Source organism: Paracoccus seriniphilus (genome assembly GCF_028553745.1).
GTDB lineage: Bacteria > Pseudomonadota > Alphaproteobacteria > Rhodobacterales > Rhodobacteraceae > Paracoccus > Paracoccus seriniphilus.
Window position 1 is genome coordinate 2,159,636 of record NZ_CP067129.1, and the last position, 17,999, is coordinate 2,177,634.

Genomic DNA, 17,999 nt, shown 5'->3' on the forward strand with positions numbered 1-17,999 from the left:
TCGGGGCCTTTCCATATGGACAAGGCTCAGTCGAGAGGAACCTCTTTGGGCGTCCTGATCTTCCATTCCCCGGCCAGATGCTGCCAGCTACCACGGCCATCGTGACAGAACAGTAAAGGCCGGGCATGATACATGGACATTCCGGCAATATCTTCGCGCCGCAGCAGGCCCAGATGATGGCAGGCATGGCGAAAGGATGCCCCGTGCCCGACCAGCACCGTCAGCGAACCCGGATGCAGGCATCGCTGGATATAACCGGCGACGCGGCGGCCCGCGTCGGACAGGCTTTCCGCGCCCTCCAGCGGCAGGCGATAATCGCTGTCGGATTTCCAGCCCGGCGGAGGTGGTTCGCAGCGGGGATCGTCACGCAGCACGGCCTCGATCTCGGACAGGGTCAGATTTGCCGCACAACCCACCCCCCGTTCGGCCAGATCAGAACTCTGGACAATGTCGTCCACCGGGTAGCCATGGGCACGCAGGCCGGCAAGCAACTCATTGGCAGTCTGCCATGCCCGCAATTGCCGCGACGAATGGATCTGCGCCACCGGTTTCAGGCCGAACTGCGCGATCATCTGCACAAGCTGGCGCGCGCCCTCCCGGGCCTGCTCGATTCCCTCCTGGCTCAGCGCAAAGGGTTGTCGCGCGGACGGCGCATCGGAGCGCTGGCGATAGGCCCCATGACGCAGAAAGGCGATATAGGCGGGACTAGCCATCAAACAGCCGCCGCCCCTCTTGCGCAAGCAGATCGAAATCGATCCGGCCCGAGACCTCGCTGACCCGCGCCCCCTTCAGCGCCTTGAGATAGGCTGCCGGATCAATCGTGGCTCCGCTGGGTTCGAAATGCCCGTCCGGATGCTGATGGAACGGGCCGGGGCTTTTCATGATCGCCCCCAGCAGATCCCGCCGATCGGCCAGGGATATCGGTGCCACACGGGTCGGATGGCTGCTGTCATGGCTCCAGTTGAGCACCCAGAAATCAGTCAGCGGCCCCGACAGGCACATTCGGTCCGGACCATAGATCCGGGGCACGATCAGATCGTGTTTTTCCTCCAGCGCCCAGAGTTCACTGGCCGGCATCTGCTGCAATTCAGCGCGCCGTTGCGACGACAGAAGTCCATGCAGACGCGAGTTTCCAAGGATGGTGCCGGGATTGATCCGCGGATGCTTGGGAATGCCCAGGACACGGGGCGGTTCTCCGGCTTGCACAAGAATCCGGTCATTGCTGAGAAACTGCATCCCATCGATATCCATCATCTTCAGGATGGAAGTCGATTTTCCGCCCCCCGACAGTCCGGAAATGGCCAGCGTGCGTCCCTCCCGGGTCGCGGCAGCGGCATGACACAGCTGCCAGCCCTGACGCAGACAGGCCGACAGAACCTGGGTGTTCACGAAGTTGATCACGGTGCTGATATTGTCCTGCAGCGGCCCCAAGGCGACGGCAATGTCGCGCGCCTGCAGGAATGTCACCCCACTGCGAATTTTGCGCACCAGTCGCCCGTCCTGCAGATCACAGATGGCATCCTTGCGGCCGGTCTTGCCGGGCTCGCGTTGCCATTCGGTCCAGTCGATATCCTGCGCCAGTTCCTGCCCCGGCAGCAAATGCACGGTGATTTCACCGGGTTCCGGGCTCAGGGTCTCAACAAAATAGTCCATCAATCTGGCCCGCAGCGGTTCGGGGCAACGCACGGTCAGCCTCACATGGCCAACTCGCATGTAGAATGCCTCGGCCTTGGCAGCCACAGAGAGGTCAAGACCGGAAAGCAACTCATCGACACGGTTCATCGCGAGACCTCGCCCAGCACATGATCGACCACCATCGTGGCCGCATCCATGCCGCAGCCCTTCAACGCACCGGAATAGCCGCCAAAGGCAGAGACCTCGAAAACGATCGGACCATCAGGCGTCATGGCGATATCCACCGTGGTGAAGGTCAGACCAAAAGGTGCCTGAGCGCGCCGTCCCAGCTCGATCAGTTCCTCCGAGGGCTCATAGGGCGCATATCTGCCCCCCGAATGGATCGTGGTGTTCCAGCTGCCGCTTTGCCCGACGCGGGCATAGGTGCAGAGATATTCCCCGTTCAGGAAGACCATGCCCAGATCCTCGCCCGAGAGATCGAGCTTCTGCTGCACATAGATCACCGGGTTCGCCTGTCTGAAGGCGGCAATCCGCGCCGCCGCATCCGCCGTATCGCTGTCCAGCAGCATCATGCCGCGCGCCTTGGTCGAGAACAGCGGCTTAAATACCGCCGCGCCATAGCGTTGCAGGGCTGCAAGGGCCGCGCCCTCATCCTCGGTGACGGTGGTTGCGGGCATGGGAATGTTGGCAGCGCGCAGGGTCATTGTGCAGGCCAGCCGGTCCATCAATCGCAGGACACTGACGGCAGGGCTGAAGATACGCACCCCCGAAGCTTCGGCTACGCGCAGCATTTCCAGCCGGTCCAGCGCATCGGGACTGTAGTCCTCGGCGATCTTCTTGAGGATCAGACCATCCAGCTGGCAAAGATCCACATCCGCGCAATGCAGGGTTCCGGCCTCCAGATCCAGCACGGCCTGCGACATGTCGATGACCTGCCGATAGCCGGTCCGCGCCTCCAGCGCGTCGGCCAGGCTTTCGGTCGACCATTTCCCAGGGGTGCCGATCACCCCGATTTTCCTAGTCACTGAACAGCATCCTTATGGGCAGTTTGAACCGGGCTTCCCGTCCCTCGGGAACCGCCAGGGCGGATTCAAGAATATAGCGCGCACGCAGGATCATACGCCGCGCATGGTTCTGATCGACAACAAAACGGGTGGAACTGGCGAAAGAGCGCGCCAGCCCCAGCGCAAGCCGGTATTCAAAGGTCGGATCCCTGTGGCGTCGGGCAAATTTGGCGGCCATTGCATGCATATCGCTGGCCACCTTGGCAATGCGGTTGCGCGTGGCGCTGTCCAGCACCTGCAGACGATAGTTCGACACCATGAAGACCGAAACGTCCTGCACATAATCCATATAGCGAGACCGATGCAGATCAATGAAGCGGATCTTGTTGCCCACGGCGTCATGGATCACATTGTCCAGATTGAAATCGCCGTGGATATAGACCGAGAACGGCGCAGCCAGCCCCGCTTCGCGACGCGCGGCGGCGGCAATCAATTCGTCCAGATCCGGAATCCTCAGCCCGTTCAGGTTCCGGACTCCCTGCGCAAAGCGTGGGTGAAGGCGATAGACATCCTTCATCCGCTTGCTCAATTGCTCCATCGCCTTCATCTCGGCGGGCTCCTCGGTGCGGGTCTGGCGCCAGATATCCCCCACCGTCTTGTGCAGAGCCTTCTGGGCGCGGGCCAAGGCCTCGTCACTGCCGGCGACGACGATATCCTCCAGGGTTTCACCCTCCAGATGCTCGATCAGCAATGCTGCGGATTTTCCATGTCTTTCGTAGGACAGGATTTCCGGGGCCAGCCCCGGATAGACCGAGTTCCAGCTCTTGACGCCCACCCGCTCTTGCTTGACCTTGCGCCGATCCCCGTCCTTGAACACGGCGGCGACGGTTTCGCCCTTGGCGTTGCGCAGGTTTACGCTGGAGATGGCGCTGCCTGACCTGGTCTCGGCCAAGGGCTGCAGACGAACCTCTTCATCGCCCTTGCCCCCGCCCAGAACGCTGCGCAGGGTGAAATAGCGGTCAAACTGCACTGCCTGCCCGATATTCATCGACAGCAGCGCCTCGCTGATCGCCGACAGCCCCTCTCCCATGCGGTGGATTTCGTTCAGGGTCAGCAGGCCATGGGCCAGATCGGCACTGTGTTTCGAGCCGCGCATGTCGCGCGTATAGGTGCGAAACAGCCGATCGTGAAATATGTCGATCTGGCTGCGGGATTTGCCGATTTCGACCGCCAGCCGACTGTCGCTGGTTTCCATCGCCTTGGGGATGCAGGCAATGGTCTTGCCCACCAGTGTCACGGGCGCGACATAGGTCTTGGTGCGCAGCAGCCTGTTGCGTTCTGCCTGTTCGACATGTTCCACCGCACGACGACCAAGGCGCGACACCAGATCCAGGTTCCGCGCGATCGTGTCGATTCCCTGCAAGCGCAGCCTTTGCGCCTCGGTCAGCTTGGCGCGCATCATCCCTGCCAGACAGGCCTTGCGCACCCGTGCCGACAGATTGTTGGAATAGCCCGCCCTCTGCACCAGTTGCAGCGCCATCTCGGGATGGGGTTCCTGCATATAGCTGGTCAGGCGTGTCAGCTGACCGTCAAGTTCTGCCAGCAGGAAGGACATGTTCTCGACGACGGCGTCAGGACGCGCCATGACGGATCCTTCCCGGGCCGACCGCCACGGCCCCGCCCGTCAGGCCATTGCGGTCGATGGATCCGCGCTTGACCCGGAATGGAAACACGGGTTCCCTGCCAATGACAGCCTGACCGGTTGGAGATATGTCATCTTCGTTCCTCATCTGATCTTATGCGCCCAGCCCATCATGAAATCCAACAGTCAATCGGACCGAAGCAACCAGCCGGAGATGAAATTTTCATGACAGCTGCGCGCGTGGAACGTGAATTGCGCCTTCCGGATGATCTGCGTGTCGCCCGGGCCCAAAGCGCCCCGCACCTCGGGCCGCGCATCCTGTTTTTCAGTGGAGGCAGCGCACTGAACGGCATTTCCCGCCGGTTGAAGCATTATACCTTCAATTCGATGCATCTCATCACCCCTTTTGACAGCGGCGGCAGTTCGCAGACGCTGCGGCAGGCCTTTGACATGCCAGCCGTGGGCGATTTGCGCAGTCGGCTGATGGCATTGGCCGATGAATCGGTTCTGGGGCAGCCCGATGTCTTTGCCCTGTTCAGCCACCGCCTGCCGAAGAATGGCGCGCAAAAGCGTCTACGCGCCGAAGTCGCACTGATCATTTCCGGCAAGCATCCGCTGGTGGCGGCGATCCCGAAACCCATGCGGCAATTGATCCAGACATTGCTTGGCGAATTCGCAGCTCAGGTGCCTGAGGATTTCGACTATCGCAATGCCAGCATCGGCAATCTGATCCTGGCGGGCGGCTATCTGAGCCACGGGCGAGAGCTGGAGCCGGTGCTGTTTCTGATGTCCAAGATGGTTGACGTGCGCGGCATCGTGCGCGCGATCGTGGATGCCAATCTGCAGTTGGGCGTCGATCTGGCGAACGGACGGCGCATCATCAGCCAGCGCCTGATCAGCGGCAAAGAGGCCCCCGCCATCGACAGCCCCATCACACGCTGCTTCCTCAGCGACGGGCGAAACGAAATCCCACCCGCTGACGTGCCGCTGCCCAAACGCAACAGGAAGCTGATCGAGCAGGCCGATGCGATCTGCTACCCCCCCGGCAGCCTCTATTCCAGCGTCATCGCCAATCTGCTTCCCGCAGGCGTCGGTCGTGCCATCGCGGCGCGCCACATCCCCAAGGCCTATCTTCCCAGCCTTGGCCATGATCCCGAGGCTCTGGATCATGATCTTGCCGATCAGGTTGGGGCCATTCTGGCCCCCCTCCGTGCCGATGCCGGTTCAGACAGCCGCCCGAGCGACTTCATGACTCATATCCTTTGTGATGAATCTCGGCCGCAAAGCCAATGTGACCGCGTCACGGAACAATATGGCATCCCTTGCCTGCGCCTGCCGCTTGGCAGAGCAGAAGACTGCAAATACGACCCGGCCAGAATCGCCCGCATATTGATTTCACTGGATTAGTCCCGCGTCCGGACAACGCATCAGGCGGCATTCAGCATCTCGACAGCGCAACCACCTGCCTCAACAGCGCAAGAGACATGGGCGCCCGACGACAATCGCTTCATATATTGGGGGGGGGGAATGGTGCCCGGAGGCGGATTCGAACCACCGACACGCGGATTTTCAATCCGCTGCTCTACCAACTGAGCTATCCGGGCCACCTTGATATCGTTTCGACATCCGGTGTGGAGCGGTATTTACGGATCTCCGCGCGGCGTGTCCAGACCCAAAACGACGAAAACTTCAATCGTCTTCATCTTCTTGCGAAGGAACATCATCCAGCGGCGGACCGGGGATGACATACTCCCCCCTCAGCCACTTGGCCAGATCGACATCGGCGCAGCGTTTCGAGCAAAAAGGACGGTATGCCGGCACGCTGTCCTTGGAACAGATCGGGCAAGCCATCAGAACGCCTCCGCTGCCAGACGCGCCAGAGGCACGCGGTCACGCTTGCGGCTGATTTCATACAATCCCATGGCGGTCCAGCCGATCATCGAGGCTTCGGTGCTGTCAGCCTTGAAGGCCGCGCGGATCACCTGATCCAGCGTGGCACGGTCGCGCTTGGGCATCGGGGCGAAATCGACGACGATCTGGCCTCCCAACCCTCTGAGCCGCAATTGGCGCGGCAAGTCCCGCGCAATGGCGATATTGGCCTTCAGCGAGGCGGCAGGAGAGGTATCACGCCCGGTATTCACATCAACGGCAACCAGGGCGCGGGTTGCCTCGACAAAGGCGCTGGCCCCGCCGGGAAGATCAACCCTGGGAGACAGCAAGGCTTCGACAGCATCGCTGACTCCGTTCTGGTCAAAGCTGCCCTCGCCCTGTTCGACAGCATCCGGTTCCGGTTCGGCCCAGTCCAGCCAGGCCTGCTCCCAGGCGTCCGGCGCATCAAGCAACAGCTCTTCCTGGCCCATCCGCTCGGACATGATCCGGTCGGCCAGTTCCAGCAAGGGGGTCAGCTCTTCGCGGATCTCGTCATGAGAAGCATGTTCCGCTGCGCTGCGGATGACGATGCCATAGTCACGGCCTTGCAATGCCTCATGCCCGACCGCCTGCAGCGCTTCGCGCAACTCACTTGCGCGAATGCGCCGCGAGACGTTCACTCCGGGAGCGCCGGGGGTCACAAGCCCGTAGCGACCGCGAAATACCAGCCGCGTCGACAGCGGGATCGCCTTGCCCTCTTCTGCGACACCGGCGACCTGAACCAGCATCGGCTGACCCTCGCTGATCCCGGAACGTTCGCGCAGATAGCCGCGCTGCCCGTCGGGCAAACGCACGAAGACACCGCCCTGCCCTTTCATCAGACGTTCGGTCACGCAGCGGCAGATCGCACCCGGGGCAAGCGCCTCGCCCGAATCAATGATCAGATCGATCAGCTGGCCGTCCTGCATCAGGGCAGCGGCCGGTTCGCCAAACATATGGTCCAGAACGACCTGACGACCCTTCATGGCCGATCTCCTTCAGTGTTCGCAACAATTCCGATCGATGCCAGCAAAGAGGCCGTTTCTGCCAGGGGCAGACCGACCACGGCAGAAAACGACCCCTGGATCCAGGGGATGAATACGGCCGCCGCCCCCTGAATGGCATAGGCCCCGGCCTTGCCGTGCCAGTCGCCGACATCAAGATAGGCTGCAAGTTCGGCTTCGGTCACATTGCGCATGCGAACGGTCGTTTCGACCAGACGCGAACGGACCTTGCCCCGATAGCTGAGCGCCACCGAGGTCAGAACCTTGTGTCTGCGCCCCGACATGAGGCGCATGAATTCGGCCGCTTCGTCGCGGTCTTGCGGTTTTCCAAGAATGCGCCGCCCGACCGATACGGTTGTATCTGCGGTCAGCACGGCCTCATCGGCATCTGCCTCGATGGCATTGGCCTTTTCCAGAGCCATGCGCGTCACGTAATCGCGCGGCAGCTCGGCCTTGAGCGGGGTCTCATCAATATCCGCCGGGCGCAGCGCAGCCGGCTTGATCCCGATCTGTGCAAGCAGATCGAGACGACGCGGGCTTGCCGATCCAAGCACCAGCCCGGGTCGCCCGGAACCGGTTTCTGCCAGTGCCATCGGCACCGGATTACTTGAAGCGATAATTGATACGCCCTTTGGTCAGATCGTAGGTGTTCATCTCGACTTGAACTTTGTCGCCAGCCAGAACTCGGATGCGATTCTTCCGCATCTTTCCTGCCATATGCGCGATGATTTCATGGCCGTTTTCCAGCTCGACTCTGAACGTCGCATTTGGCAGGAGTTCCTTCACGACGCCGGGAAATTCGAGCATTTCTTCCTTGGCCATGGTCACTCCGTCATAGACGCCCCGCAGGATTCGGGACGGACGTTAGATGCGTCCAACCAGCGCCGATTTCAAGAGAAAATCGCGCATTCAGCCGTTGCTTCCGATTTTAGTGTGGCTTTTGTTACTTTCAAGGTCGGAATCGGCCAAATCCTGCCCCTCGCCAATGGCTTTTTCGCGAAACGGGTCCGGCTGGCCAATATCCTCAATCGGCGGCTCGACCGTCGAACCGGCCGGGGTGACATCGCCCGCCATATCGTCCCCAAGCGAATCCTGCACCGGAAAAGCCTCGGTCCTGTGCGTCCCCGCGCGGCCATGCAGCCGAATGGCGTGACAGCCCTCGGCCTCTCCGAATTTGCCGCTTCCCAGGAGTTGCCCGCTGGCGGTTTCCAATCGCGCCTCGGACAGGCTGACACGAGGCAGCGGCAGCAATTTGCCCGCCGTCAGCCCACGCAGTTCCGCAAGCGTCATATGGCGACGGCACAGCACTCCGTGGATCTCGACCGGCGCCTCTCCGACTGCGCTCGCCAGTCCGACCGGCGGTGGGACGGAATCTGCGGCCGGCAGCGGGTCACGCGCAGCCTGCGCCTCGGCGCGCGCGGAATTTTCCGGTGGCAGAGCATGTTTGTCACTCTGAGGCACCGCCAGAAATATCTTTCCCTGCCGGATCGCACTGCTGCCGAACTGCAGTTCGAACATTAGACTGCGATAGGGCCGGTCCTCCAGCATCAATGTCAGCGGCCTCAGGTCATCCAGAAAGGATGCATAGCGATAGCCCGAAACATCCGCGAATCCTTCAACCTGAATCAGCTCGCGCGCCAACTCCTCAAGAAGCGCATTGACGAAATCGGAACAGATCAGCGCATCGCTGCGCGTCGGGCGGCGGGGTTCGATACTGCGGCCGGTGATACGGCCCAGGGTCTGAATTTCGATCAACGCGGTCACCGTTTCCGGACATAGCGCAATCATCCCGATCAGATCGTTTTTACCCTGCAGCACCATCAGCAAGGAAGGCAGGGGCACCACCTCGGGCAGTTCGGCCAGCGTCACCGCGCCCGGCACCACCGACAAGGGCTGCAAAGCCAGACGATACAGCCGGTCCGCCGCCCGACCCACCGCCGTCGCGGCCCCGCGGGCGGGCGTTGCGGGGGCTGGCACCGGCAATTGCGGCACGCGCCCCTCGTCGATTGTCGCCCGGTTGCGCGCTGCCAGCATGTGCCGCAGAATCCCGCCACGCGACGATGTGATCCCCGCAGCGCTTTTGCCTGCCTCACCCGACATCTGTCACCCGAATCATTGCCTTGTCTGGCTGCAGACTGGCACGGACCGGTTTCCAAAAGCTTTACGCCTCGGGCTCCGCCCGCCCGATCGAGGGTGGCTTGATCGGCAATCTGATCCTGAAGGCCGCGCCGCCCAGGCCCGGCAGATAGGAAATATCTCCCCCCAAAGCGAGCATGATTTCCCGGCAGATCGCCAGCCCCAGCCCCGCACCGCCCGCGCGGGCGGGGTCATTGAGACGGGCGAATTTTTCAAAGATCAGCGATTGGCGCGTTCCATCGATCCCCGATCCGTTGTCAACGATGTCGATCTGTGCGCCCGCACCATTGTCGCGCCGCACCCTGATTTTCAGCACCGGCCTTTCGGCATCGCAGTATTTCCGGGAATTGGTGATCACATTGATCAGCACCTGCAACAGGCGGTCACTGTCGGTGATGACAACCAACTGTTCATCAGGAATATCCCGGTCGATGGTGAAGACCCGATCAGGACATGTGGCCGAGGCCGAAGAAAGCGCCCGCGTGATCAGGTCATGCAGGTTCACCACCCCAAAGGACATGCGGGCACGGCCACTTTCCAGAACCGACAGATCCAGCAGATCATCCAGCAAGCGCGTCAGCCGTCCGGCTTCCTCGTGGATGATCTCGGCAAAGCGGGTGCGCTCGGCCTCGGACAGATCCGGGGTCATCAGGATCTCGGAAAAGGCCCGGACCGAGGTCATGGGCGTGCGCAGTTCGTGGCTGATCTGGCCCAGAAATGCGTCCTTCTGGACCGAGAGCGCGGTCAATTTCTCGTTCGCCTCGCGCAATTGGGTCGCGGTCCGGGCCAGTTCGGCGGTCGCGGATTCCAGCCTCTGGGTTTCCTCCTTGGCGCGCTGCGCCTCATCCGCCACCTGCAACAGATCCGAAACCGTCAGCGCCGCGCCTCCTCCGACCCGGTCGATCATGGCGTGGGCGGTGGCCGCGCCGATCGTGCCGGAAAGCTTGCGCTCCAGCCGGGTCAGAAAGCGCGGCGTCAGATCGGGAAGATAGCCGGACTTGCCCTGTGCCACGGCCTCGGACTGAAAGAATCGCAGAGCGGCATCGGCCCCCCAGACGCGACGGCTCATGGCCAGCAAGGGTTCGGCGCGATCCTCGCCGCGCATCATCCTGCTGTGGCGGATCGGCTCGACCGAACTGACAAAGGACAGGCCCTGCAGCCGCTCGACCGGATCGGGAAAACCGACAAGCGAACATCCCACGAAGGCCAGCGTGTTCAGCGACAGCGACAGGAAGATGCTGAAGGCCAGCGGGTCCACGTCAGGCGGCAGACGGGGCATGGTGCCAATACCCACCGAAGGCAGAAAGATCATCACCATCCACAGCACGAAACCCGTGCCGACCCCGGCATAGGCTCCCCTCCGGTTCGCCCCCCGCCACAGCAGGCCGCCCAGCATCGCGGGCAGCACCTGTGCCATCCCGGTGAATGCCACCAGCCCCATCGCCGCCAGCGCCGCGGAACCGCCCGAAGCCTCGTGATAGACCCAACCGGCTCCGACGACGGCGACGATGGCAACCCGACGGGCATTCAGAACGAATCCCCTGACGTCCTGGGCCTCGTCATCCTGACGTTCGTCACCCTCGGCACGCCGACGCAGGGCAAGCCAGCCCGGCACGATCCAATGGTTGGAAATCATCGTCGACAGGGCAATGGCGCTGACCACCACCATGGATGTCGCCGCCGAGAACCCGCCCAGAAACACCAGAAAGGCCAGCAGGTCCCGATCCGCCGCCACCGGCAGGGTCAGCACGAACAGATCAGGGTTGGCACCGGCAGGCAACAGTTGCCGCCCCATGACCGCAATCGGCAGGACGAAGAGCGACATGGCGAACAGATAGGCAGGAAAGGCCCATCCGGCGACATGCAGACGTTCCTCATCCGCGGCCTCGACCACCATCACCTGGAACATCCGCGGCAGGGTGATCAGGGCAGCGGCCGAAACCACGATCAGCGCCGTCCAGCGCCCCGGCTTCAGCAACCAGCCCTGTGCGAATTCGGGGTCGCGGCTCGCCTCGGTGATGCGCCCGAACATGTCGACCGGACCGTCCGCCAGCCCCCAGACCACGAAAACACCCAGTGCCAGGAAGGCCAGCAATTTGACAATGGCCTCCAGCGCGATGGCCGTGACCACGCCGTGATGGCGCTCGTCCGCGGCCAGATTTCGGGTGCCGAACAGAATCGTGAACACGGCCAGCCCCGCCGCGACCCAAAGGCCTATCCCGCCCCCGAGCGCGCCCGAAAGCGGCGTCCCATGCGGGGTGTCGGTGGCAAAGACCTCGAAGGAAAGGCGCACCGATTGCAACTGCAGGGCGATATAGGGCGTGGCGGCAATGACCGCGATCAGGGTGATCAGCGCCGCCAGCGGGTTCGATTTGCCGAATCGCGCCGAGATCAGATCCGCGATCGAGGTGACATGATGCATCTTTGCAACCCGCACCAGCCGGCGCAGCCCCCACCAGGCCCCCGCGCAGATGATGGTCGGCCCCAGGTAGATGGTCGCGAATTCCAGCCCGGATCGGGTCGCATAGCCCACCGCGCCATAAAAGGTCCAGGCCGAGCAATAGACCGAAAGCGACAGCGTATAGACCAGCGGATGGTCCAGCCAGCCGACCCGTCCGCGCGCGGCAGCACGATCTGCCGCAAATGCCACGGCGAACATCAGCACCACATAGGCCAGACAGCCCGCGACCAGCGCCTCAAACGGCATTGTCATCGCCTTTTTCGGATGAGGCTTCCCGGCCATGCTCTGCCGCATCAGCCTCGGCACGCATTGTCGCCGCTTCCGAACGCAACAAGGCCCGGTGCAACAGGCGAATGGACAGTATCAGGCAGGCCCATAACGCGAAGAACCAGGTCGCCCCGCCGCCGAAACTGACCAGCCGCGGCATCCACCAGACCGGCACGAAGATCGCAAGCGCCGCGACAACCGGCAGTATCCGCGCCACATCGCCCAGCCTGCGGCGGCGGAACGAGGCGCGCTCAAGGAACAGCGGGCGGTCCGGCATCAGTCCAGGAACTGGCGCACGGTGGCGCGCAATTCGTCATTGGCAAAGGGCTTGGCCAACACGACATCGGCCTGTTGCGCGGAATCGGCCCCCTGCCCGCGTGCGGTCAGCATCAGCACCGGGGTCGAGGCAAGCTGGGGGTCGTCATCGCCGCGCAGATCCGCCAGGATCTCTGCCCCCGAACGATTGGGCAGCATCAGGTCCAGAATGATCAGGCGCGGCCGCGCATCGCGGATCTTTTCGATGCCGCCAATCCCGTCGGGATGCAGTTGCACCTGCCATCCGTCACGAGTCAGAATGAACCGCAGCGCTTCGGCAATATTCGGCTCGTCCTCGATCATCAGGATATCAGGCGGCATCAGCGTGGCGCAGCTCCCATGGTTGCGACGTCCAGCAATGATGAGACGGATATCCTGTTCTGTCAAAGAAGGATTTCCTGTTCGCGCCAACACAGCCCTAGGCTGTAGAAAGGATCGACGGCTCGCGTCTGGCTCCGCATTCCCGCCGCGGGCAGATCCGGCAGGCCGGCCCGATCGGCACCGGCCCGGCACCGGCCTGTGCCCTTTCGGGATCATAGGGCAGGATCAGCATCAGCGCCTGCGTCAGAACCGGGCCGGTCACCCCTTGGGGCTGGCTGCGGACGGCCAGGCTCAGCGTGGCAAAGCGTCGGCCCTCGGGCGTCAGGACATGATGCGACAGCGCCAGATGAGGCTGGGCCAGAGCCTGATAGAGCGGCCAGAGCGGGCAGGAATCCACCGGGCGGGGCAAGGGAAAACCATCCGTCGGACGGCGTAGGGTCAGGCTGCCCGAACCGTCGCAGATCAACAGACCCGCACGTTCGAACCCCGCCGGGCGCAGGATGGCCAGCCGCCGCATCACCAAGTCCAGCGGTCGGCCCAGCATGGCGGCGATCTGCACGGGGTCACCGCTTTCCGCGGCGGCGGCGCTCAGGGCCTCATCCGGCAGCGCCTCGGCATCCTCTTGAAAGCGCTCCAGATGCTGTTCGGCCATCATTCGCGCGACATCCGAGGCCAGGTCGTCGGATTCGGAAATCGGCGGAAAGCCCGCCATCATCCATGCCTCGACCTCTTCCTGCGGGGTATGGATGCTGCCTTCGGTCTCGAAACTGTCCAGATAGCGCACCAGTGCCTGGGCCGTATGGGACAGACGCAGGCTGTCCTGATTGAGGTTGTCGTGAAAACGCTGCCGCCATTCATCCGGTATCTCGTCACCCTCTGACAGGATCGACGCGGTCGAACGCAGCGAGGTGACGGCCGACAGAACTTCGTGCAGCGTCGTCAGCAGATAGGGATCCTGCGTCATCCGGTCAGAAAGATCGACCAACTGCGCGGACAGAGCCTCGGCCTGTCGTGATGTCGTCACCACCACCGAGGCCCATCCGGGAAAACGGGCCAGAAACTCTGTCGCATGATCCAGTTCGGGCAACGGTTCGGCCATTCCGGGGGGCAAACGCGCCGCCGCCTCGCGCAGGGCGGCAATACGTGCCTCTTCGCGGCCCTCGGCCAGTTCTTCAGAAGCTACGCCCAGCACTTCAGCCAGCCTTGCAACCAAGGCCTCACCGGCGGGGCGGTGGTTGTGCTCGATCAGATTCAGATAGGCGGGGGAAATCCCGGCGGCGCGGGCAACATCGGCCTGTCGCATGGACAGCGACAGGCGCCTTTCCCGAATGCGGGTCCCCGTCAGGACATGTCTGGCGCTGCGCGATTTCATGCCCCTATTGAAACCCCGCCGCGCATCCGAGGCAAGCGGCTTGCGCCAGCCGCCCCCGATCAGAGCACGATGCCGTGGCGCCCGGCCAGATCGGTGAACAACTGCCAGGCCACACGGCCCGAGCGTCCGCCACGCGTGGCCTGCCATTCGATCGCCTCGGCACGCAGCGTCTCGTCGTCGATCTTCAGATCATAGGCATCGCAATAGCCGCGCACCATCGCCAGATATTCGTCCTGACTGCAGGGATGGAAGCCCAGCCACAGGCCGAAACGGTCCGACAGGGATACCTTTTCCTCGACCGCTTCACCGGGATGGATGGCCGAGGCGCGCTCATTGTCGATCATGTCGCGCGGCATCAGGTGACGCCGGTTCGAGGTCGCATAGAGAATCACATTCGACGGCCGGCCGCTGATGCCGCCATCCAGAACCGCTTTCAGCGATTTGTATTGCGTGTCGTCATGGCTGAAGGACAGGTCGTCGGAGAACAGCAGAAAGCGCTTGTCGGTCGCACGCCCCAGAATCGCCAGCAACCTGCCGACCGAACCCAGATCCTCGCGCGCGATCTCGACCAGCACCAAAGGCAGGCCCTGCGAGACAGCCTCGGCATGAACCGCCTTGACCAGCGAGGATTTCCCCATGCCGCGCGCGCCCCAGAGCAGGGCGTTATTGGCACCAAACCCCCGCGCGAATTGCAGGGTATTGGCCAGCAGCGTTTCCTTGGCGCGTTCAATGCCGACCAATTGCACCAGATCGACGCGTGATACCGTGTCCACCGGCACCAGCATGTCCGGGTCAGCGCGCCAGACATAGGCGGTCGCCTCGGTGAAGCTGGGGGCAGGCTGTGGGGCCGGAGCCAGTCGCTCCAGCGCCTCGGCAATCCGCGTCAACGCATCCGATGACATCCCCGTATCCTTCATGGCCCCGTCCTTCATTCCCCAGTGTCCTTCATTCCTCAGTGTCGTCCCACAGCCCCTGCGCGCGCAGTTCGGCTTCGCGCTTTTTCTCGATCCGGCGCACCAGATGGATCGAAATCTCGTAAAGCCCGAAGACGACCACGAACAGAACCACCTGCGAAATCACATCGGGCGGCGTCGCAAAGGCGGCCAGCACGAGAATCGCCACGACGGCATAACGACGCACCGAGGCAAGCCCTTCGGCAGACACCAGACCGGCCTTGCCCATCAAGGTCAGCAGGACCGGCAGCTGAAAGCTGAGTCCGAAGGCCAGGATGAACTTGGTGGTCAGCGACAGATATTCATCGACCGAACCCTGAAAGACGATGGCCGCCATCGGGTTGTCGCCGGCAGCGCCCGCCGTGCCGTCATCCGGCAGTGTCAGCGGCCCCTGCTGAAAGCCCAGGAAGAAATCATAGGCCATGGGCAGGATGATGTAATAGGCAAATGCCGCGCCCAGAAAGAACATGATCGGCGAGGCCAGAAGGAACGGCAGGAATGCCTGTTTCTCATTGCGATACAGGCCCGGCGCAACGAAGCGCCACATCTGATAAGCGATGACCGGAAAGGCCAGCGCGAAACCGCCCAACAGCGAAATGCGGATGGCGACAAAGAAACCTTCCTGCAATTTCAAAAGGATAAGGCCACATTCCTGTTCCCGCGCCTCAAGCGCGTGACAGATCGGCTGTGTCAGGAAATTGTAGATCGGGTTCCAGACCGTATAGCACAGGACCATTGCCACCATGAAGGCGATCATCGACCAGATGATGCGCGTGCGCAGTTCGGCCAGATGCTCGATCAGCGGGGCCGAGCTGTCGTCCAGATCATCGTCCTGTTCGGTTTTTGCCGTCACGTCAGTCGTCTTTCATGTCACTGCGCCGCACGGCATGAAGCTGCCGCGCCCCCGCAGGCTGGGTCGCTTCGGATGTGGCAGGGGCAGCCGGTGCTGGCGCAGAAGCGCCAGTCTTGCCCTCTTCCGGAGCCTTGGCCCCGGAGGGTCCGGTCCCGAGGCCCGGATCCGGCTTGGCCGTCTCTTTCGGGCCGGGAACCTTGGGATCCCATTTCTCGAAACGCTCTGCGGCGCGATCCAGCGCGTCCAGCCCCAATGCCTTTTTCGAAGTCAGCGATTTCATGTCGCGCAAGCTGCCCGCGGCCTCATCCAGCCCAGAACCCTTGGCGGCATCTTCCATCGCCGAGGTGAATTCGCGCGCCATTCCCCGCGCCTTGGCGGTAAAGCGCCCCAGCGAATGGAACAGATGCGGCAGATCCTTGGGACCGACCACGATCAGCGCCACAACGCCAATCACCAAAAGCTCGGTCCAGCCGATATCGAACATGATGTGCCGCGCCCCGTCCGAATCAGCTGCGGTCGGTGTTGTTCGGCGTCACGTCGCGCGCCTGTTCACCGGGCGTATCCGTGGTGTCCTCGACGGCTTTTTCGATCTCTTCCGAGCCGTCCTTGACGCCTTTCTTGAAGGCCGTGATACCCTTGCCCACTTCTCCCATGAGGGACGAAATCTTGCCACGTCCGAACAGGACCAGCACGACAACCGCGATCAGAAGAAGGCCGGGAAGGCCGATATTGTTCAGCATACGAAACTCCCTTGTCGGACGGATCCTCCGCCCGCGGGTCAGATTTAGGGCCTTGCAGGCAGGATTGCAAAGCCCGAATCGGTCACGATTGAGTTCGGGCGCATTCTATTTTCGGTTCCTGCGCTTGGCAGAGCATCCGACGCGGGCGATAAGGTGGCATGGACCTGTCGCTTTACATCACCGCATTCGTCACGCTGTTCGTGGTCATCGACCCGATCGGGCTGACCCCGATCTTCATTGCGCTGACCCCCGGAATGAATGCCGCGCAGCGCCGCCATATCGGCTTTCGCGCCGTGGTCATTGCCGCCGTGCTTCTGATGCTGTTCGGTGTTGCGGGCGAAGCGATCCTGTCTGCCGTCGGCATTTCGATCTCGGCCTTTCGTGTCGCAGGCGGCATGCTGCTGTTCCTGACCGCCCTCGACATGCTGTTCGAAAGGCGCACCGAACGTCGCGAGGGTCAGGGCAGCGCCGATCCCGAGGCGCAGGACCCTTCGGTCTTTCCGCTGGCCATGCCGCTGCTGGCCGGACCGGGCGCATTGGCCACGATGATTCTGCTGGGCGGACAGGACAGCGGCTGGCTGCATCTGTTGCTGATCAATCTGGTGATGCTGGCAGTGCTGCTGATCGCGATGGTGCTGTTTCACCTGTCCACCCCGCTGGCACGGGTTCTGGGGCGCACCGGTGTCATGGTCGTCACCCGTCTGCTGGGCATGTTGCTGGCCGCGCTTTCCGTCCAGTTCGTCTTTGACGGATTGAAGGGATCGGGGCTGTTCTGATGGCGACCGATGACGGCATGCGGCTGGCCTATTACATCGTGCTTCTGGTGGTGATCGGCGGCGCAGTGCTGTTCGAACTGTCTGGTCGCGGCAGCAAGGCGTTGCGGCAGTTGGGCCTGTGGGTCGTGATCTTTGCCGGCGCGTTCTTTGCCTCGGAACTGTGGATGAATGGCGGCCTGTCCGGTCAGCGACAGATGGTCACCAGTGGCGGGCGCATCGAGATCCCCGCCTCGCGGGACGGGCATTTTCACCTGACCGCGCAGCTGAATGGCGTCCCGGTCCGATTCATCGTCGATACCGGTGCCTCATCCATCGCCCTTGGCCCGGAAGACGCGCGACGCATCGGTATCGACACCGGAGATCTGGCCTATATCGGCACCGCCATGACCGCCAACGGTCAGGTCAAGACCGCGCCCGTGACCATCGACGAGCTGGCCATCGGCGATATCCTCGACCGCAATGTCCGGGCCTGGGTCATCGATGGTGATCTCGACGGCTCCTTGCTGGGCATGTCCTATCTGCGGACATTCGCCCGCGTCAGCTTTGAAAGCGATCTGCTGATTCTGCAGCGCTGAGGCTCTTGCCAGGCGCATCGCCCTGTCCTATCGTCGC

21 protein-coding genes and 1 tRNA gene are annotated in these 17,999 nt (G+C 62.6%); 4 read left to right on the forward strand and 18 right to left on the reverse strand.

Annotated elements, in window-relative coordinates:
* Positions 1 to 26: 26 nt before the first annotated feature.
* From JHW44_RS10545 to JHW44_RS10560, 4 genes are read right to left on the reverse strand one after another with little or no spacing between them, the layout of a single operon-like run.
* Entirely contained in the window at positions 27 to 713 is a 687-nt protein-coding gene (locus tag JHW44_RS10545; RefSeq protein ID WP_089344525.1) for a histidine phosphatase family protein, read from the reverse strand.
* Positions 706 to 1,782 carry an HprK-related kinase B gene (locus JHW44_RS10550; protein ID WP_089344524.1) on the reverse strand — a complete coding sequence of 359 codons (1,077 nt, stop codon included), beginning with the start codon at positions 1,780 to 1,782 and terminating at the stop codon, positions 706 to 708. The genes JHW44_RS10545 and JHW44_RS10550 overlap by 8 nt, the downstream gene beginning before the upstream one ends.
* Positions 1,779 to 2,660: a GAK system ATP-grasp enzyme gene (locus JHW44_RS10555; RefSeq protein WP_089344523.1), complete on the reverse strand. Its 882-nt coding sequence runs from the start codon at positions 2,658 to 2,660 to the stop codon at positions 1,779 to 1,781. Before JHW44_RS10555 ends, JHW44_RS10550 begins: the two co-directional genes overlap by 4 nt.
* Entirely contained in the window at positions 2,653 to 4,284 is a 1,632-nt protein-coding gene (locus JHW44_RS10560) for an aminoglycoside phosphotransferase family protein (RefSeq protein WP_089344522.1), read from the reverse strand. Before JHW44_RS10560 ends, JHW44_RS10555 begins: the two co-directional genes overlap by 8 nt.
* Here JHW44_RS10560 and JHW44_RS10565 point away from each other — a divergent pair.
* Complete coding sequence (locus JHW44_RS10565) at positions 4,283 to 4,510, forward strand: hypothetical protein (protein ID WP_089344521.1); 228 nt, start codon at positions 4,283 to 4,285, stop codon at positions 4,508 to 4,510. The two genes, JHW44_RS10560 and JHW44_RS10565, sit on opposite strands and share 2 nt — an antisense overlap.
* The gene (locus tag JHW44_RS10570) at positions 4,507 to 5,688 is read left to right on the forward strand and encodes a GAK system CofD-like protein (protein ID WP_089344520.1); all 1,182 of its coding nucleotides are present in this window, start codon (positions 4,507 to 4,509) and stop codon (positions 5,686 to 5,688) included. The genes JHW44_RS10565 and JHW44_RS10570 overlap by 4 nt, the downstream gene beginning before the upstream one ends.
* Before the next feature lie 121 nt (positions 5,689 to 5,809).
* On the opposite strand, the gene JHW44_RS10575 is transcribed toward JHW44_RS10570, so the two are convergent.
* From JHW44_RS10575 to JHW44_RS10640, 14 genes are all read right to left on the reverse strand, one after another.
* A tRNA-Phe gene (locus JHW44_RS10575) sits at positions 5,810 to 5,885 on the reverse strand.
* A gap of 85 nt (positions 5,886 to 5,970) precedes the next feature.
* Complete coding sequence (locus JHW44_RS10580) at positions 5,971 to 6,132, reverse strand: DNA gyrase inhibitor YacG (protein WP_089344519.1); 162 nt, start codon at positions 6,130 to 6,132, stop codon at positions 5,971 to 5,973.
* A complete protein-coding gene (locus JHW44_RS10585) occupies positions 6,132 to 7,175 on the reverse strand; it encodes a ribonuclease E/G (protein ID WP_089344518.1) in 1,044 nt (347 codons plus the stop codon). The genes JHW44_RS10580 and JHW44_RS10585 overlap by 1 nt, the downstream gene beginning before the upstream one ends.
* Positions 7,172 to 7,786 (reverse strand): Maf family protein, encoded by a 615-nt coding sequence (locus JHW44_RS10590; protein ID WP_089344517.1) that lies wholly within the window; start codon positions 7,784 to 7,786, stop codon positions 7,172 to 7,174. Before JHW44_RS10590 ends, JHW44_RS10585 begins: the two co-directional genes overlap by 4 nt.
* A 10-nt stretch (positions 7,787 to 7,796) precedes the next feature.
* Complete coding sequence (gene infA / locus JHW44_RS10595; RefSeq protein ID WP_010397442.1) at positions 7,797 to 8,015, reverse strand: translation initiation factor IF-1; 219 nt, start codon at positions 8,013 to 8,015, stop codon at positions 7,797 to 7,799.
* An 87-nt stretch (positions 8,016 to 8,102) separates the two neighbouring features.
* The gene (locus tag JHW44_RS10600) at positions 8,103 to 9,293 is read right to left on the reverse strand and encodes a FliM/FliN family flagellar motor switch protein (protein ID WP_089344516.1); all 1,191 of its coding nucleotides are present in this window, start codon (positions 9,291 to 9,293) and stop codon (positions 8,103 to 8,105) included.
* Between the two features lie 61 nt (positions 9,294 to 9,354).
* Positions 9,355 to 12,036, reverse strand: a complete 2,682-nt coding sequence (locus JHW44_RS10605; RefSeq protein WP_089344515.1) for an ATP-binding protein — start codon at positions 12,034 to 12,036, stop codon at positions 9,355 to 9,357.
* On the reverse strand, positions 12,026 to 12,334 hold the full coding sequence (locus tag JHW44_RS10610) for a hypothetical protein (RefSeq protein ID WP_089344514.1): 309 nt from the start codon (positions 12,332 to 12,334) through the stop codon (positions 12,026 to 12,028). Before JHW44_RS10610 ends, JHW44_RS10605 begins: the two co-directional genes overlap by 11 nt.
* A complete protein-coding gene (locus tag JHW44_RS10615) occupies positions 12,334 to 12,693 on the reverse strand; it encodes a response regulator transcription factor (protein ID WP_089344600.1) in 360 nt (119 codons plus the stop codon). Before JHW44_RS10615 ends, JHW44_RS10610 begins: the two co-directional genes overlap by 1 nt.
* 97 nt (positions 12,694 to 12,790) lie before the next feature.
* Positions 12,791 to 14,065, reverse strand: coding sequence for a short-chain fatty acyl-CoA regulator family protein (locus JHW44_RS10620; RefSeq protein ID WP_089344513.1), 1,275 nt, complete (start codon positions 14,063 to 14,065; stop codon positions 12,791 to 12,793).
* A gap of 59 nt (positions 14,066 to 14,124) precedes the next feature.
* Positions 14,125 to 14,967, reverse strand: a complete 843-nt coding sequence (locus JHW44_RS10625) for an ATP-binding protein (RefSeq protein WP_089344599.1) — start codon at positions 14,965 to 14,967, stop codon at positions 14,125 to 14,127.
* Between the two features lie 43 nt (positions 14,968 to 15,010).
* Complete coding sequence (tatC, locus tag JHW44_RS10630; RefSeq protein ID WP_089344512.1) at positions 15,011 to 15,871, reverse strand: twin-arginine translocase subunit TatC; 861 nt, start codon at positions 15,869 to 15,871, stop codon at positions 15,011 to 15,013.
* A 1-nt stretch (position 15,872) separates the two neighbouring features.
* Complete coding sequence (tatB, locus tag JHW44_RS10635; RefSeq protein ID WP_089344511.1) at positions 15,873 to 16,355, reverse strand: Sec-independent protein translocase protein TatB; 483 nt, start codon at positions 16,353 to 16,355, stop codon at positions 15,873 to 15,875.
* A gap of 22 nt (positions 16,356 to 16,377) precedes the next feature.
* Positions 16,378 to 16,611 carry a twin-arginine translocase TatA/TatE family subunit gene (locus JHW44_RS10640; protein ID WP_089344510.1) on the reverse strand — a complete coding sequence of 78 codons (234 nt, stop codon included), beginning with the start codon at positions 16,609 to 16,611 and terminating at the stop codon, positions 16,378 to 16,380.
* Positions 16,612 to 16,769: 158 nt separating this feature from the next.
* Between JHW44_RS10640 and JHW44_RS10645 the strand changes: the two genes are divergently transcribed.
* Together JHW44_RS10645 and JHW44_RS10650 are read left to right on the forward strand one after the other, a co-directional pair.
* Positions 16,770 to 17,387, forward strand: coding sequence for a MarC family protein (locus JHW44_RS10645; RefSeq protein ID WP_089344509.1), 618 nt, complete (start codon positions 16,770 to 16,772; stop codon positions 17,385 to 17,387).
* Positions 17,387 to 17,962, forward strand: coding sequence for a retropepsin-like aspartic protease family protein (locus tag JHW44_RS10650; protein ID WP_089344508.1), 576 nt, complete (start codon positions 17,387 to 17,389; stop codon positions 17,960 to 17,962). Before JHW44_RS10645 ends, JHW44_RS10650 begins: the two co-directional genes overlap by 1 nt.
* Positions 17,963 to 17,999: the final 37 nt, after the last annotated feature.